Here is a 16330-nt window from a genome sequence, read left to right as displayed (position 1 = left end):
CGAAGAAGCTCCGTGGAACTACGGATCTGACACTAATTAGTCATGTATGGTGCTTCGAAGCCCGTAGATGGACAGAGCCGCCGACTCGGCAGCAAGGTCACGCAACAACCGATTGCCGTGGATCCCGATTTTTCGATTCCCATAATCGGGGATGGCTGCATGGCTCTGCAAAGGGCGGCGTGCAAGATCACCGGCGCATCGCGCCCGACGAGAGCACCATGGCCCCCGTGGCCGAGGGGACCGCGGCCAGCAGCGCTGCCGCGACGTCTGCCGCCTTGATGGGCTTGTAGTCGGGCGGGATCAGGACGCCGAGCAATCTGGACAGCCTGTTGCCCCATTCCTCGCCGGGCCGGTTCGGCTGGCCGAGCTCGGCCCGCGCGCCGACGAGCAGCGATGGCCGTGCGATCACCAGCCCCGTGAAGGGCAGCGCGGTCAGATCGTTCTCGAGCTCACCTTTCACGCGGCTGTAGAAGATGCGCGACGTCGCATCGGCGCCCATCGCGCTGACGAGGCCGACGCGCCTGGTGCCGCTCGCGAGAGCAGCCTTGGCGACCGCAAGATTCGCGTCATGATCGATGGCGCGGAAGGCCGCCTGGCTGCCGGCGATTTTGATCGTGGTGCCAAGCGCCAGATAGAGCTCGTCAGCGGATGGCAGCGGCGGCAATGCGGCGAAGTCGACGACATGGGCCGTCAGCTTGGGCGACACGACCGGAGGCGCTCGGCGGCCGAGGACGTGCACATGGTCAATGACGGGATCGGCCAGCAAGCCGTCAAGAATCTCCCGGCCGACGAGGCCGGTTGCGCCGGCAATGATCACGGTGCGGTTTGCCATACCCGGTCCCCTGTCGACCTGGCGATGAAGGTAGGCATCGCGACGACGACAGGGAAGGCAGCGCCCCGTTCTTTTTAGGCAAGGCCGCGGAAGGAAGGTCAATTCCGCGGCCCGTGTTGACGGGAAAGATCAAGCGCAGCGCTTACGCGCCCTTGCGCCGCTCCACCGCCTTGGCCATCGCCGCGGCGAACGCGCCGCCGCCCGCCGGCTTCTCCTCGCGCGTGGTCATGCGCGCCGCCGCCGGCGGCCGCGCGCTGGTGCGCTTCTCACCCTTCGGCGGCAGCGGATCGGATAGCCGCAAGGTCAGCGAGATGCGGTTGCGCGGCACGTCGACGTCGAGCACCTTGACCTTCACGACCTGGCCCGGCTTCACCACCTCGCGCGGATCGTTGATGCGCTTCTCGGACATCGCCGAGATGTGGATGAGGCCGTCCTGATGCACGCCGATATCGGCGAAAGCGCCGAACGCCGCCACGTTGGTGACGGTCGCTTCCAGGATCATGCCGGGCTTGAGATCAGTGATCTTCTCGACGCCCTCCTGGAAGGTCGCGGTCTTGAACTCGGGACGCGGGTCGCGGCCGGGCTTCTCCAGCTCCTTGATGATATCGGTGACGGTCGGCACACCGAAGCGCTCGTCGGCGAACTTCGACGGATTGAGCGTCTTCAGGGTCTTGCTGTCACCGATTAGCACCTTGATGTCGCTCTTGGTGGTCTCGAGTATCTTCTTCACGACCGGATAGGATTCCGGATGCACGCCGGAGGCATCGAGCGGATTGTCGCCGTCGCGGATGCGCAGGAAGCCGGCGCATTGCTCGAACGCCTTCGGTCCGAGCCGCGGCACCTCCTTGAGCTTGTCGCGGGTCGGGAACGGCCCATTGGCATCGCGATGCGCCACGATGTTCTGCGCCAGGCTCTCGCCGATGCCCGACACGCGCGCCAGCAGCGGTGCGGACGCGGTGTTGAGATCGACGCCGACCGCGTTCACGCAGTCCTCGACGGTGGCATCGAGCGCCCGCGCCAGCTCATACTGGTTGAGGTCATGCTGATATTGCCCGACGCCGATCGAGGCCGGCGGCACCTTGACGAGCTCGCCGAGCGGATCCTGCAGGCGGCGGGCGATCGAGACCGCGCCGCGGATCGAGACGTCGAGATTCGGAAACTCCTTGGCCGCGAATTCGGAGGCCGAATAGACCGACGCGCCGGCTTCCGAGACGATCGCCTTGGTCAGCTTGAGATCCGGCTTCAGCTTCATCAGATCGTTGACCAGCTTCTCGGTCTCGCGCGATGCCGTGCCGTTGCCGATCGCGACCAGCTCGATGCGATGCTTGATGCAGAGCTGCGCGAGCGTCAGCATGCTCTCGTTCCACTGCCGCTGCGGCTCATGCGGATAGATCGTGGCGTGATCGACGAACTTGCCGGTGCGATCGATCACCGCGACCTTGACGCCGGTGCGGAACCCAGGATCGAGCCCGAGCGTGGCGCGGCCGCCGGCGGGCGCGGCGAGCAGGAGATCGCGCAGGTTCGCGGCGAACACGCGCACCGCCTCCTTCTCGGCCTCCTGCCACAGCCGCATGCGGATATCGAGCGCCAGCGAGGTCTTGATGCGGGTCCGCCAGGCCCAGCGCACGGAGTCCGACAGGAACTGATCGGCCGGGCGGCCCTGGCGCGAGATGCCGAAGGTCACCGCGATGCGGTTCTCATACAGCGAAGGGTCCTTCGAATCCTCCGGCTCACCATCACCGAAGTCGAGCTGCAGCACATCCTCCTTCTCGCCGCGCAGCATCGCCAGGATGCGGTGCGACGGCAGTTTGGTGAACGGCTCGGAGAAGTCGAAATAGTCGGCGAACTTGGCGCCCTCGGTCTTCTTGCCGTGGCGCACCGTCGATTTGACGGCGCCGCGGGTCCACATCTCCTCGCGCAGCGAGCCAACGAGGTCGGCGTGCTCGGCGAAGCGCTCGACCAGGATCGCGCGGGCGCCATCGAGCGCCGCCTTGACGTCCTTGACCGGATTGTCGCCGTCCTTCTTGATGAAGGCCTTCGCCTCGTCTTCCGGATTCTTCATCGGATCGCCGATGAGCATGTCGGCGAGCGGCTCGAGCCCGGCCTCCTTGGCGATCTGCGCCTTGGTGCGGCGCTTCTCCTTGAACGGCAGATAGATATCTTCGAGACGCGCCTTGGTGTCGGCGGTCGCCAGCGCCAGCTCGATCTCGGGCGTCATCTTGCCCTGCGATTTGATGCTCTCGATGATCGCGGTGCGCCGCGCATCCATCTCACGCAGATAACGCAGCCGCTCCTCGAGCGTGCGCAGCTGCGTGTCGTCCAGCATGCCCGTCGCTTCCTTGCGGTAGCGCGCGATGAACGGAACGGTCGCGCCGCCGTCGAGCAGGTCGATCGCGGCCTGGACCTGGGCATCCCTGACGGAGAGCTCAGCAGCGATGATGGAGGCAAAATTCGACACGGTGTTCTTCCGAGATTCGTGACGGGGCTGATTGGATAGGAGTCCGCGCGCGCCGGCGCAAGCGGGTGGCTGACGCTCTGTGGGCAACCGTGGCAAAAAAGACCGGTTGCGAATCATGTAAAACGCTGCAGCGACGGCGCCATGTCGTTGCGTCGGCGCGGCAAATCGCGGATTCTCGCAGATTGAGGGACGATTCGTGCAGGCCGTTGCGGCGACATATCTCGACGATCTCAATCCGGAGCAGCGCCGTGCCGTCGAGCATGGCGGCGCGGGTGCCGCACCGGGCCCGCCGCTGCTGATCATCGCCGGCGCGGGCTCCGGCAAGACCAACACGCTGGCGCATCGCGTCGCGCACCTGCTCGTCAACGGCGCCGATCCGCGCCGCATCCTGCTGATGACATTCTCGCGCCGCGCCGCCGCCGAGATGAGCCGCCGCGTCGAGCGCATCGCCCGCAAGGTGCTCGGCGGCCAGGCCGAGGCGATCACCGCGGGACTGACCTGGGCCGGCACGTTTCACGGGCTCGGCGCGCGGATGCTGCGCGACTACGCCGAGCGCATCGGCCTCGATCCGGTCTTCACCATCCATGATCGCGAAGATTCCGCCGACCTGATGAATTTGGTGCGGCATGAGCGCGGCCTGTCCAACACGCAGCGGCGCTTCCCGACCAAAGGCACCTGCCTCGCGATCTACTCGCGCTGCGTCAATGCCGACATGACGCTGGACGAGGCGCTGGTGCGGCATTTTCCGTGGTGCGCGGAATGGGCCAGCGAATTGAAGGGGCTGTTCGCGGCCTATGTCGAGGCCAAGCAGGCGAACGCCGTGCTCGATTATGACGACCTGCTGCTCTATTGGGCGCAGATGATGGCTGACGACAGCATCGCCCGCGAGATCGGCGAGCGCTTCGACCACGTGCTGGTCGACGAATACCAGGACACCAACCGGCTGCAGTCGCAGATCCTGCTCGGCTTGAAGCCTGACGGGGTGGGGCTCACGGTCGTCGGCGACGACGCGCAGTCGATCTACGCGTTCCGCGCCGCCACCGTGCGCAACATCCTGGAATTTCCCGATCAGTTCAGCCCGCGCGCCGACATCGTCACGCTCGACCGCAACTATCGCTCGACCCAGCCGATCCTGTCCGCCGCCAATGCCGTGATCGGGCTGGCGCGCGAGCGCTTCACCAAGAATTTGTGGACCGACCGCACCGCTTCCCGCAAGCCGCAACTGGTGACCGTGCGCGACGAGGCCGACCAGGCGCGCTACATCGTGGAACAGGTGCTGGCCAAGCGCGAAGAAGGCATCGTGCTGAAGCAGCAGGCGGTGCTGTTCCGGACGTCGTCGCATAGCGGACCGCTGGAGGTCGAGCTGACACGCCGCAACATCCCGTTCGTGAAGTTCGGCGGGCTGAAGTTCCTCGATGCGGCGCATGTCAAGGATATGCTGGCCTGCCTGCGCTTCATCGAGAACCCACGCGACCGCATCGCCGGTTTCCGCGTGCTGCATCTGATCCCCGGCATCGGCCCCGCCTCGGCACAGCGGCTGCTCGATGCCGCCGGCGACAGCGCCGATCCGATCGGTGCGCTGTGCGCACAGCCGGCGCCGGCGCGCGCCGGTGAGGATTGGACGGCGTTCGTGCGCACCCTGGAACAGTTGCGGGTCTCGGACTGGCCTGCCGATATCGCGCGCGTCAGGCAATGGTATCAGCCGCATCTCGAGCGCGTGCATGAGGATGCCGAGATGCGCAGCGCCGATCTGCTGCAGCTGGAGCAGATCGCGAGCGGCTACCCCTCGCGCGAGCGCTTCCTCACCGAGCTGACGCTCGACCCGCCCGACGCGACCTCCGACCAGGCCGGGGTGCCGCTGCTGGACGAGGACTATCTGATCCTGTCCACCATCCATTCCGCCAAGGGCATGGAGTGGAATTCGGTGCACGTGCTCAACGTCGTCGATGGCTGCATGCCGTCCGATCTCGGCGCCGGCTCCAGCGCCGAACTGGAGGAGGAGCGCCGGCTGCTCTACGTCGCGATGACCCGCGCCAAGGACGATCTGCATCTCCTGGTGCCGCAGCGCTTCTTCGTTCATGGCCAGCCGGTGCGCGGCGATCGTCATGTCTACGCCTCGCGCACACGGTTCATTCCGGAGGCCCTGGTGGCGCTGTTCGACCGCGCCAGCTGGCCACGCGTGCAGGCTGGCGTGGCAATGGCGAGCCAGGGTCCGCGGATCGATCTCGGCGCCCGCATGCGCGAGCGCTGGCGGTGAGCGGATCTTCTGCTGTCCTTGACCCAGGCTGTTGGTGCCTTACCCCCCATCTGACCATTTGACCCGATCTCTGGCTGCGACGGCGGTCCGCTCCCTCGCCCCGCTTGCGGGGAGAGGTGAGGTGAGCCTTAAGTTTCTCGCGAGAGCTGATCTCATCATGTCTCGGCTTCACCTCACCCACTGCGCGCAAAACCACGCCCAGGTCTGGCGCGTCACGGCGAGATAGCCCTGCCCGCGATATTTGATCTCGCCGTCGACGATCGCATGCAGCTTCGGCAGGGCGTGGAACGGCACGGCCGGATAGGCGTGGTGCTCGACGTGATAGGGCATGTTCCAGGTCAGCCAGTGCACGGCGCGCGTGGTGAAGGTGGTGCGGGTGTTTTGGAAGGCGCTCCTGGTGTGATCGCAGCCGGTGTGCTCGGCGTAGAGATAGGGCCGCAAGATCAGTTGTCCGAGCAGCAGCGGCAGCACCCAGACCCACAGCAGCAGCGCGCTGTGCAGCACGAGCGAGCCGACCAGCAGCAGCGCGTAGCCGGCGACGTAAGCGCGCGCCTCGCGCACGATGGCGGCACGGCGGCCGGCGGGCACCCAGGGCACCGTCACCTCGCCGGTCACGGCATGCGTCAGCACCAGCCTGAGCCGGCCGGCGACTTGAACCAGGCCGGAATAGGCGATCGCGAGCTGCGTCTCCGAGCGCGGCTTGGGGCCGACGATCAGCTCTGGATCGCGCTGGGGATCCTGGGTGTGGCGATGATGCTCCCAGTGGAACAGGCAGTAATAGTCGTAGGGCAGCCCGATCAGGAAGCCGGACAGGTTGCCGATCACGACATTCAGCCTGCGGCTGTCGAACGCCGTCTTGTGCGCCGTCTCGTGCACGGCCATGAACAGGAACGCGACCAGCACGCCCTGCACCGGCAGCAAGGGCAGCGCCCACAGCACGCCATACGCCGATGCGATCCACGCGACCAGGATGCCAACCAGGATGATTGCGCCGTAGTGACCGAGCGTGCGCAGCGCACCTTGCAGGTTGGAGCGCCTGCAGAGCTCCTGCAGCACCGGCGGGGTCAACAGCTTCGGGCGGGGCGCGAACTCGTCAGTGGGCACATCGGTCATGTCGGACTCAGCTGTCAGCTCTGCAGAAGGGTCGAGATAGTGGCTTTGATGAAGTCGCGATCGGCGGCGATGCGGATCGGATTGCCGGCGCGATGGCCGTGGATCGAGGGGATCGGCCGCAGCACGGCGGAGCGGGCGTTGACCAGCTTCGGCAGCTCGCGCTCATTGTCGCGCCAGTCGAAATAGCGATCGGTCTGTCCCGGCATCAGCAGCATATGCGCGGTGATGGCCGACAGCGCGCGATCGAGATCGCCGCCGAAGGCGGAGCAATGGCTGATATCGCCGTTCTGCCAGATCGCGATCTGCGCCAGCAGGTTGTTCGCGTCGCGATGCACGAAGGCGGTGTCCCAGGTCGCAGCGAGATAGTCCTCCTGCGCGGCGAAGCCCTGCTCGCGCCAGACCTCGTCGCGGTAGAACTCATAGGACATCGCCCAGCCGGCATAGATGCGGCCCATCGCGCGCAGGCCAGCCACGGGCTTGGCGACGAAGTAGCGATCCTTGTAGGCGGGATCGGCGATCAGCGCCGCCTTCACCGCATCGAGGAACAGATGATTGTAAGGCGAGCAGCGCGCGCTGCCGCACACGACGGCGGCGCGCTCGACCATGTCGGGATGACAGGCGGCCCAATGATAGGCCTGCATGCCGCCCATCGACCAGCCATAGACCAGCGCGATCCTGGTGATGCCGAACTGCTCCTCCAGCAGCCGTCGCTGCATCGCGACGGCGTCGTGATAGCTGATCGCAGGAAACGGCGCATCGCCGGGTGGAATGTTCGAGGGCGAGGTCGACAGGCCGTTACCGAACAGGTTCGGGATGATGACGAAGTATCTGTCGGGATCGAGAATGTTGCCGGGTCCGATCAGCCAATCGGTGTCGACATGCTGGGCGGCGAACGACGTCGGATAGAGGATGACGTTATCCTTGGCCGCGTTCAGCGTGCCATAGGTCTTGTAGGCGAGCCGCAGCGACGGAACCGTTGCGCCCGATTGCAGCACGACGTCGCCGGCTTCGAAGATCTGATAGTCCGCAACTGACGTCATGCGCGCCGTCCCATGGAGAAGCTGCAGCAAGCCTAGGTGATGCGCAGCCGGTTCACACGCCCATTTTTTGGCATGGCATGACCGCATGGTCAGCACAGCGGCCGTGGCCGGGCAGAATGGCTTCGCATCGGCATGCGCTCGCGTTCCCGCGGCCGGTTGCGCCCGAGTCTTGCAGGACGGAACACCCTCGACAATGTGAGGGTGCAGGGAATGCCGGGCGAAGGCCTCGCCCATGGCCCGCCTGCGGAAAAAAAAGCAGGCGGCAGGAACCACAGGTTCAGCCGATCAACCGGCATTCCCTGCGCGATGGGCTTACGGCTGCTCCGTGCTCTCCCCGGGGACCGGCTGTCTTGCCCCCGTTTGCGACAATGCGCGACGCGCATTGCGCAGGCCTCAGCATCGGGAGGCCAGGACCACACGGCTTGACCGTCCGCAGCGGATCGTTCGTCGGCGCGGCCAAGCCACGCTGCGACCCGCTCCGGCCACCGCATCCCCGCCTCGCGTCTCGTGACGACCGCGCGCACGCCCCTCATCGATGAGGCAGGATGGACGCAGCAAAGCATGTTTTCTGGAAAAACGAAAGTGAAATTTTGGTCCGCACTGGCTGCGGAGACGGCATGAGGGCTCATCCTCTCTACACCGTCATGGCCGGGCTTGTCCCGGCCATCCACGTCGACCTGCGGACGTGGATCGACGTGGATGCCCGGGCCTTCGCCGCGCCGAAGCGGCTTCGGCCGCGCAGGCGGGACAAGCCCGGGCATGACGTGCCACAAGACGCAGGCAGACAAGTCACGCGCATTTTGGCTGTCGCCGCAACAGCGAAACCCTGTGTTTCGCCACAGCCGGCTTGCAATCCGGCTCCGCCCCTTCCAGCTGACAGCGAGACGCCGTATGACGGCGCGACGCAATGGAATGGCACATGACCACAGCACTCGAATTCGGCCTGGACACCTTTGGCGACGTCACGCACGGCGCTGATGGCGCGCTGGCCACGCATGCCCAGGTGATCCGCGACGTGGTCGAGGAGGCGGTGCTGGCCGACCAGCTCGGGCTCGACTTCATCGGGCTCGGCGAGCATCATCGCGGCGACTTCGCGATCTCGGCACCTGAGGTGGCGCTGGCGGCGATCGCGGCGCGCACCACGAAGATCAAGCTCGGCTCGGCGGTGACGGTGCTGAGCTCCGACGATCCGATCCGCGTGTTCCAACGCTTCTCCACGCTCGACGCGGTGTCCAACGGACGCGCCGAGGTCATCCTCGGCCGCGGCTCCTTCACGGAGTCCTTTCCGCTGTTCGGCTTCGACCTGAAGGACTACGAAGCGCTGTTCGAGGAGAAGCTCGATCTGTTCGTCAGCCTGCTGCCGCAGCAGCCGCTCTCCTGGCAAGGCAATCTGCGCCCGCCGCTGCGCGAGCAGCTGGTCTATCCGCCGGTCGAGCATGGACGGCTGAAGGCCTGGATCGGCGTCGGCGGCAGCCCGGAGTCGGTGGTGCGCGCCGCGCATTACGAGCTGCCGCTGATGCTCGCGATCATCGGCGGCGACCCGAAGCGGTTCGCGCCCTATGTCGAGCTGTATCACCGCGCAATCAAGCAGTTCGGCCGCGACTTGAAGCCGATCGGCGTGCATTCGCCGGGCTATGTCGCCGACACCGACGAACAGGCGCGCGCGGAGCTGTGGCCTGATTACAAGACCATGCGCGACCGCATCGGCCGCGAGCGCGGCTGGCCGCCGATGGGCCGCGACGAGTTCGTTCAGGAGGCCGATCACGGCTCGCTATATGTCGGGTCGCCCGAAACGGTGGCGCAGAAGATCGCCGCGACGATCAAGGCGCTCGGCCTGTCGCGCTTTCAGCTGAAATATTCCGCCGGCCCGCTGCCGCATGCGAAGCTGATGCGGAGCATCGAGCTGTATGGACGGGAGGTGGTGCCGCGGGTGCGGGAGTTAGTGGCCGAGCAGCGTTAGGCTCGTGGGGGCCGCCTTCCGCGCGACGGCCTCTCCGACTTGAAAATCTCGGATTCACATGGCAACGGCTATGCGCGACGCGGCGCGTGCCCAAGCCGTCAGGCCATCATGGCGCTGGCGTCGACCGTGATCGGCATCCCAATAACCATGAGCGCATCGTGAACTATCTGCGTGGCGTCTTCAGTTTCTCCGGCCGGATCAACCGATTGCAATACACAATGGTGATGCTGGTTGGATATGCGGGATCAATCCTCGTATTCTGGCTGACCTGGCCTCATCTTCGCATGATGGGAGAGCTTGGAGTAGCCGTGGGTATGGCGAACCTGGCCCTCATCACCTGGGTCCTGTTTGCAGCCATGGCGAAGAGATTTCACGACTTCAATCGATCCGGCCTTTCCGGCCTGCGCATTTTCGTCCCTTTGATTGGCCTGTACACGCCGCTCTCGTTGTTCTTCATCCCGGGTGACGCGGCGAACAACGAGTTCGGTCGCCCGCCGATCTGGTTTTGAGTCGTCGTTCCTGCGCTCGCGCAGAGCATTGGCGCCTGGTCGGCGGCGGCGCACACTCGCATTGTCCGCTGCCCGCTTCGCGCGCCTCGCTTACGTCGCCTCGACATCTCGCGGCAGAAGCCGCTCGCGCTTCCCCGCGGCCACCCGCGCCAGCTCGGCCGCCGCCCGCGCCAGCACGCCGTCCCAGGCCATCGGCTGCTCCTGGCGGAACAGCCGCATGGTCGGATACCAGGGCGTATCGGCGCGGTCGCGCAGCCAGCGCCAGTCGAGCGCATAGGGCAGTAGCACCCACACCGGGCGGCCAAGCGCGCCGGCGAGATGCGCGACCGACGTATCGACGGAAATGACGAGGTCGAGCGCCGTGACGGCGGCAGCCGTCTCGGCGAAATCCTTCAGCAGCGGCGCGAGGTCGATGATTTCGCTGCCGAGATCCAGCAGCGCGGGCGCATCGTCGGGCCGCGGCTCCTTCTGCAGGGAATAGAGCTGGACGCCGGGCATCAGCAGCCGCGGCAGCACATCGCGCGCAGCGAGCGAACGCTGGCGATCGCCCTTGTGCCGGGGATTGCCGGCCCAGACCACGCCGACCTTCAAGGCCCGCGTGCGGCCGAGCACGTTGCGCCAAGCGGCGACCTTGATCGGATCTGCGGCGAGATAAGGCACATCGGCCGGGATGGTCTTCAGCGTCGTGCCGAAGATGCGCGGCAGGTCCATCAGCGGCAGCTGCAGGTCGAATGGCGGCAGCTTATCGCCGCGCGCCAGCACGGTGACGCCCTCCAGGCAGCGCAGCAGCGCCGCGATCGCCGGCTGCACCTGCAGCGCGACCGAACCGCCCATCCGCTTGACGCAATCGATGTAGCGGACGAACTGCAGCGCATCGCCAATGCCGTATTCGGCGAACAGCAGCAGCGTTCGCCCCTCAAGCGGCTCTCCCTGCCATTCCGGCGCATCGAAGCGCGGCATGCCCGCAGAGAGGTCCGGACAGTCGCGGCCCCAGCGATGCTCGGCAAAGCCGTTCGGGAGATCGCCGCACATCAGCAGGAAATGCGCGTGGTTGTAGCGGGCGAGCGCATTGTCGGGCGCCAGCGCGACGGCGCGATGCGAGGCGGCCAGCGCGGCGTCGATGTCGCCGGCATTGCGCAGCGCCACCGCCAGATTGGCATGGCCCTTGGCATAGGCCGGATCGGCGGCAACGGCGCGGCGATGCGCCGACACCGCCGCGTCGATCTCGCCGCGCATCTCATGGATGATGCCGAGATTGGTGTGCGCCGGAGCGTGGTCGGGCTGCAGCGCCAGCGCGTGCTCGCAGGCCACGGCGGCGGCCTCGAACTGGCCGACACCGCACAGGCAGGCGGCGAGATTGGAGAGCACGACCACATCGGTCGGGTCGAGGGCCTGCGCGCGGCGATAGGCATCGATCGCCTCGGTCGCGCGTCCGGCCTCGTGCAGTGCATGCCCGAGCAGCCGCGCGGCGTTGGCGTCGTTGGGGGCGAGCTCGGCGGCAACGCGATAATGGCGAGCGGCATCGGCGAAGGCCCGCTGCTTGTAGAGCACGTCGCCAAGACTGACATGAAGGGCGGCATCAGCGGGCTGCGCGGAAAGCGCCTGCCGATAGGCGGGTACGGCCTCATCGTAGCGGCGCTGGTCGGCCAGCACATGCGCCAGCGCCCGCCAGCCATCGGGATGGGCCGGATCGTGGTCGAGCAGCGCGCGATAGGCGGCTTCGGCTTCCGCGATCCGTCCCTGACGGGTCAAAGCGAGCGCGAGATTCCAGCGCGTATGCGACAGCGCGGGATCGAGCGCCAGCGCGCGGCGATAGGCAGCCTCGGCCTCGGCGAAGCGCGACAGCGCGAGCAGCGCGGTGCCGAGCTTGCTGTGGATGCTGGCATCGTGCGGCCGCAAGGCGACGGCGCGCGCAAACGCATCGGCCGCGCCGTCGCGCTCGCCCTTGACCGCGAGCGCATCGCCGAGCGTCACATAGGCCGGCGCGTGGCCCGGATCGCGCGCAAACAAACGGCCCAGCAGCGCCGCGCCCTCGGCCATGCGTCCATCGGCGAAAGCGAGGACCGCCGAGAGATGCAACGCCGGCAGATGATCCGACTGACGATCGAGAATGTCGCGGCAGAGCGCCTGCGCGGGCTCAGACCGCCCTGCATTGTAGTGATCAGCCGCCTCGATCAGCAGCCGGTCGACAGCCACGCTCGCCATGATGTCCCCACGTCTCGCACTCGGATGCAGGGTTCAACGGGCGGCGCGCCGATTTCAGGCGAGCCATCGGACTGCCGGCGCGCGGCGACGGGCGCCATTTCACGCGCGAACGGCGCCGCTCCGACCGTATGCAGCAGATACAACCGAGATGGCAGAACCGATCGGCGCCACACCAATTTGTTAGTAAGAATCGCGCGGCACGAAGCCGCAGGGCGCGCGATCACCTTGGATTGTGTATCTTTCCGACGACAGACACCAAGGAATGGACGTCGCTAACAATCCGTTAAGAATCTGAAACAAACGGTAAATAGTGACGGCGGCGGGACAAAACGTCGCAGAATTTACGGCTGGTCCCCGCCGGGCGCCGCGCGTCCGGCATCTATCTCGTTTGTCTGGGGACCGTTGCAATGTCGTCGTCTGCGTATCTGAAGTTCTGGAAATATGCCGCGCTGGGCTCGGCGCTGCTGCCCATCGCCGCGAAGGCCGGCGACATCCCGACCACGCCGCCGGTGAACTTCACCAATTCCAGCACCGCGACGGTCGGATCGACCATGGTCAACGTGGTCGATGCCTATACCAACCTGATGCTGAACGATCCGAAGCTGACCAACGGCACGGGCGTCATGGAGCAGAACCTTGCGACCGTGATCCGCATGACCAATGCACGCACGGCGGCGCAGACCCTGGAGGCGATCCATGACGACCGCACCAGCCAGCAATACAGCGTGCTGAACGGCCTCGGCGCTCTCACCAGGTATTTCATGACCGGCACCGGCGCATCGGCCAGCGGCACCACGCCGACCAGCCTGACACCGACCACCTACGCGCCGTACACGCTGCAGAACTTCCAGTCCAACATCAACTATCTGAACAGCGCGAGCTGGGGCGCCACCAGCTTCGGCAACGGCACCGCGACGCCGCTCGCCTCCGCCGTCAATTTCGTCAACAATGTCGTCCGCGCCAACTCGTCGACCGAGCCTTCCAAGCGCACCTTCGAGCGCTACATGGGCTCGACCGCGCCGGTGACCAACCCGTCCGCCTTCGGCGCATCGGTCACCCAGACCACGGTGAGCCCGCTCGCGGCGGCGTTCGGCAACTATAACGCCACCGCCAAGACCGGGCTCTCCACCGCCGACACCGCCAACATCGTCGTTCCGTCCTATTACGGCAATCTCACGGTGCCTGCGGTCTATGGCAACGTGACCAATTGGGTGCGCGGATTCACCGTGACCCAGGCAATGATCGACGCGCAGAACGCGGCGAACGGCACCAGCCTCGGCTATCTCACCGTGCCGAATGTCGGTACCATCGTGAACGGCGTGCTGCAGCCGACCCAGTTCAATGTCGGCGACTACGTGCCCGGCATCGGCGCGTCGGCGCGGCCCTACCGGCTGTCGACCGACGTCAACGTGCCCTCGCCGTTGATGCAGATCATCAACAGCACCAACCCCTATGCCGATGGCGGCTTCATCAGCGGCCACACCAATTCCGGCTACACGCAGGCGCTCGGGCTCGCCTTCCTGGTGCCGCAGGAATATCAGAGCCTGCTGGCCCGCGCGGCCGATCTCGGCAACAACCGCATTCTCGCCGGCATGCACTCGCCGCTCGACGTGATCGGCGGCCGCATGTTCGCGACCGCGATCGCCGCGACCAACATCTATAATTCGCTGTATGATTCCAGCGGCAACCCGGCTGGATTGGACCAATCCCGCCAATGCCAGCGCCTATGCCGTGTACCAGGCCTATACCCAGACGCAGTCGTATCTGTCGCAATCCTGCGGCACGGTCAGCGTGCAGGCCTGCATCCTTCAGAGTCAGGGCGGCGCGGCCGCGATCACGGCATCCTCGAAGGACGTGAATCTGAGCAACACCGATCCGTCGAGCTACACCTATCGCATGACCTATGGGATGCAGCTCGCTGGCGCCAGCACGACCCTGCCGGAGAGCGTGCCGGTGCAGGCGCAGGTGTTGCTGCTGACGCGCTTTCCCTATCTGAGCGACGCACAGCGCACCGAAATCCTGCGCACGACGGCGCTGCCGTCCGGCTACGCGCTGCTCGACGGCAACACCTGGGACGGCTGGGGCCGCATCAACCTCTACAAGGCGGCCTACGGCTATGGCGCGTTCGACAGCGCCGTCACCGTCAGCATGGACGCGGCGCAGGGTGGCTACAACGCCTTCGACATTTGGAGCAACGATATCTCGGGGGCGGGATCTCTGACCAAGAGCGGCTCCGGCACGCTCGTGCTCGCCGGCACCAACAGCTATAGCGGCCGCACCACCGTCACTGGCGGCGCGCTGGTCGTCGCGGCCGGCGCCACGGTGACGGGGCCGATCACGGTCAATGCGGGCGGCACGCTGAGCGGCCTCGGCACGCTCGGCGACGTCAGCGTCGCCGGCACCCTGGCGCCGGGCTACCAGGCGGTCACCGGCCTCACCGGCCAGGCCGGCAAGCTCGCCGTGCTCGGCAGCCTCGCCTTCACCAGCGGCGCGACCTACGCGCTGCAGTTCGCGCCAGGCAGCTTCAGTACCACCAGCGTCTCCGGCACGGCGACGTTGGCGGGCCAGGTCACGGCGACATTCGCCGGCGGCATGTACGCGGCCGGCAGCCGAATCGCGATCGTCTCGACCGGCGGCGGCGTGAGCGGCAGCTTCGCTGGCTTGAGCACCACGATGACCGGCACCACCAATGTCGCGCCGAGCCTGAGCTATGACGGCCAGAACGCCTATCTCACGCTGAACCAGGCGGCGCTGCCTTCGCTGCCGGCGACCGGCGTGAATGGCAATGGGCAGCAGATCTATGCTGTGCTGAATAATGCGGTCAACAAAGGCGGCACGCTGCCAGCGTCGCTGCAGTCGATCTACTTCCAGAACGCCGCGGGCGTCAGCGCCATCTTCAACCAGCTCGCAAGCCAGAGCGCGCCGGCCGCGACCCAGAGCCTCGGCCAGAGCATGACAAGTTTCATGACCACCGTGCTCGACTTCGGCAGCGGCGGCCGCGCCGGTGGTTTCGCATCGCCCGGCGGCAGCTCGGCGATGATGGCCTATGCGGACGCGAGCGGCGGCCCGAGCGCGAAAGCGGCGAAGATGTTCGCCAAGGCGATGCCGGCGGAGCCGGGCTGGGCGGTGTGGGGCTCGGCATTCGGCGGCGGCGGCCGCATCGGCGGCGATGCCGCCGTCGGCAGCCAGGACGTCTCGTCGCGGATCTACGGCCTCGCCACCGGCGCCGATTATCGGCTGGCGCCGGACATGACGGTCGGCTTCGCGCTCTCAGGCGGCCAGACCAGCTTCAACTCCGCGCAGGGCGGCGGCTATGGCAGCTCGGATTTCATCCAGGCGGCGGCCTATGCGACCAGGCGCTTCGGCCAGGCCTACCTCTCCGGCAGCCTCGCCGCCGGCGCGCATTGGATGTCGACGACCCGCAACCTTGCGACCGGCGCCGCCGAGACGCTGCGGGCGAGCTACACGGCTCCGACGCTCGCCGCACGGGCCGAGGCCGGATACCGCTTCGATCTCGGCCCGAGCAGCCTGACGCCCTACGCCGCGCTGCAGCTGCAGCAGGTCTGGAGCCCGTCCTATACCGAGACCAGCTCGCTCGGCACCAACGGAGCGGCGCTCAGCTTCGCCGCCCGGGACGCGACCTTGCCGCGCACCGAGCTCGGCGTCTGGGCCGATCGCCGGATTTCCGAGACCTTCCTGCTGCGTGGTCGGGCGGCCTGGGCCCACGACTACAATCGCGATGCGACGGTGACGGCGACATTCCAGACCTTGCCGGGCGCGAGCTTCGTGACCACCGGCGCGCGGATCGCAGCGGATTCGGCGCTGCTGTCCGGGGTCGCCGAGGTGTCGCTGACCTCGCACCTCACGCTGTCGGGCCAGATCGACGGTCAGTTCGCGCCGTCGGCCACGTCCTGGGCCGGCACGGGCCGGCTGCGCTATCAATGGTGAGCTGACGC

General features: G+C 66.7%; 11 protein-coding genes. 6 read left to right on the top strand and 5 right to left on the bottom strand.

The features are described 5' to 3' along the window. Positions 1–187: 187 nt before the first annotated feature. Positions 188–832 (bottom strand): nucleoside-diphosphate sugar epimerase, encoded by a 645-nt coding sequence (locus ACVIJ6_RS13050; RefSeq protein WP_456773054.1) that lies wholly within the window; start codon positions 830–832, stop codon positions 188–190. A 142-nt stretch (positions 833–974) separates the two neighbouring features. Then, complete coding sequence (locus ACVIJ6_RS13045; protein ID WP_456773053.1) at positions 975–3290, bottom strand: Tex family protein; 2316 nt, start codon at positions 3288–3290, stop codon at positions 975–977. Between the two features lie 196 nt (positions 3291–3486). Between ACVIJ6_RS13045 and ACVIJ6_RS13040 the strand changes: the two genes are divergently transcribed. Next, entirely contained in the window at positions 3487–5547 is a 2061-nt protein-coding gene (locus ACVIJ6_RS13040; RefSeq protein ID WP_456773052.1) for an ATP-dependent helicase, read from the top strand. Between the two features lie 168 nt (positions 5548–5715). Here the strand turns inward: ACVIJ6_RS13040 and ACVIJ6_RS13035 are convergent, their stop codons facing one another. After that, positions 5716–6660 carry a fatty acid desaturase family protein gene (locus ACVIJ6_RS13035; protein ID WP_456773051.1) on the bottom strand — a complete coding sequence of 315 codons (945 nt, stop codon included), beginning with the start codon at positions 6658–6660 and terminating at the stop codon, positions 5716–5718. A gap of 14 nt (positions 6661–6674) precedes the next feature. Then, complete coding sequence (locus ACVIJ6_RS13030) at positions 6675–7700, bottom strand: alpha/beta fold hydrolase (protein WP_456773050.1); 1026 nt, start codon at positions 7698–7700, stop codon at positions 6675–6677. 545 nt (positions 7701–8245) lie between these two features. On the opposite strand from ACVIJ6_RS13030, the gene ACVIJ6_RS13025 reads away from it, so the two are divergent. From ACVIJ6_RS13025 to ACVIJ6_RS13015, 3 genes are all read left to right on the top strand, one after another. Next, positions 8246–8623 carry a hypothetical protein gene (locus ACVIJ6_RS13025; protein WP_456773049.1) on the top strand — a complete coding sequence of 126 codons (378 nt, stop codon included), beginning with the start codon at positions 8246–8248 and terminating at the stop codon, positions 8621–8623. Then, positions 8620–9660 (top strand): LLM class flavin-dependent oxidoreductase, encoded by a 1041-nt coding sequence (locus ACVIJ6_RS13020; protein WP_456773048.1) that lies wholly within the window; start codon positions 8620–8622, stop codon positions 9658–9660. The genes ACVIJ6_RS13025 and ACVIJ6_RS13020 overlap by 4 nt, the downstream gene beginning before the upstream one ends. 158 nt (positions 9661–9818) lie before the next feature. Continuing rightward, on the top strand, positions 9819–10169 hold the full coding sequence (locus tag ACVIJ6_RS13015) for a DUF805 domain-containing protein (RefSeq protein WP_456773047.1): 351 nt from the start codon (positions 9819–9821) through the stop codon (positions 10167–10169). Positions 10170–10259: 90 nt separating this feature from the next. Here ACVIJ6_RS13015 and ACVIJ6_RS13010 read toward each other — a convergent pair whose 3' ends face one another. Continuing rightward, positions 10260–12374, bottom strand: coding sequence for a tetratricopeptide repeat protein (locus ACVIJ6_RS13010; protein WP_456773046.1), 2115 nt, complete (start codon positions 12372–12374; stop codon positions 10260–10262). Between the two features lie 407 nt (positions 12375–12781). Here ACVIJ6_RS13010 and ACVIJ6_RS13005 point away from each other — a divergent pair, with 407 nt between their 5' ends. Then, complete coding sequence (locus tag ACVIJ6_RS13005) at positions 12782–14644, top strand: phosphatase PAP2 family protein (protein ID WP_456773045.1); 1863 nt, start codon at positions 12782–12784, stop codon at positions 14642–14644. Beyond that, complete coding sequence (locus ACVIJ6_RS13000; protein WP_456776973.1) at positions 14619–16322, top strand: autotransporter outer membrane beta-barrel domain-containing protein; 1704 nt, start codon at positions 14619–14621, stop codon at positions 16320–16322. Before ACVIJ6_RS13005 ends, ACVIJ6_RS13000 begins: the two co-directional genes overlap by 26 nt. The last annotated feature ends 8 nt before the right edge of the window (positions 16323–16330 follow it).

This window comes from Bradyrhizobium sp. USDA 4369, assembly GCF_054056435.1.
Note: the sequence above shows the minus strand (reverse complement) of the source record. Positions and strands in the feature narration are given on the sequence as shown.

Excerpts from the sequence above, each read along its gene's own strand:
- ACVIJ6_RS13050 (WP_456773054.1), bottom strand. The coding sequence starts at position 832 with ATGGCAAACCGCACCGTGATCATTGCCGGCGCAACCGGCCTCGTCGGC.
- ACVIJ6_RS13035 (WP_456773051.1), bottom strand. The coding sequence starts at position 6,660 with ATGACCGATGTGCCCACTGACGAGTTCGCGCCCCGCCCGAAGCTGTTG.
- ACVIJ6_RS13030 (WP_456773050.1), bottom strand. The coding sequence starts at position 7,700 with ATGACGTCAGTTGCGGACTATCAGATCTTCGAAGCCGGCGACGTCGTG.
- ACVIJ6_RS13025 (WP_456773049.1), top strand. The coding sequence starts at position 8,246 with ATGGACGCAGCAAAGCATGTTTTCTGGAAAAACGAAAGTGAAATTTTG.
- ACVIJ6_RS13020 (WP_456773048.1), top strand. The coding sequence starts at position 8,620 with ATGACCACAGCACTCGAATTCGGCCTGGACACCTTTGGCGACGTCACG.
- ACVIJ6_RS13010 (WP_456773046.1), bottom strand. The coding sequence starts at position 12,374 with ATGGCGAGCGTGGCTGTCGACCGGCTGCTGATCGAGGCGGCTGATCAC.
- ACVIJ6_RS13005 (WP_456773045.1), top strand. The coding sequence starts at position 12,782 with ATGTCGTCGTCTGCGTATCTGAAGTTCTGGAAATATGCCGCGCTGGGC.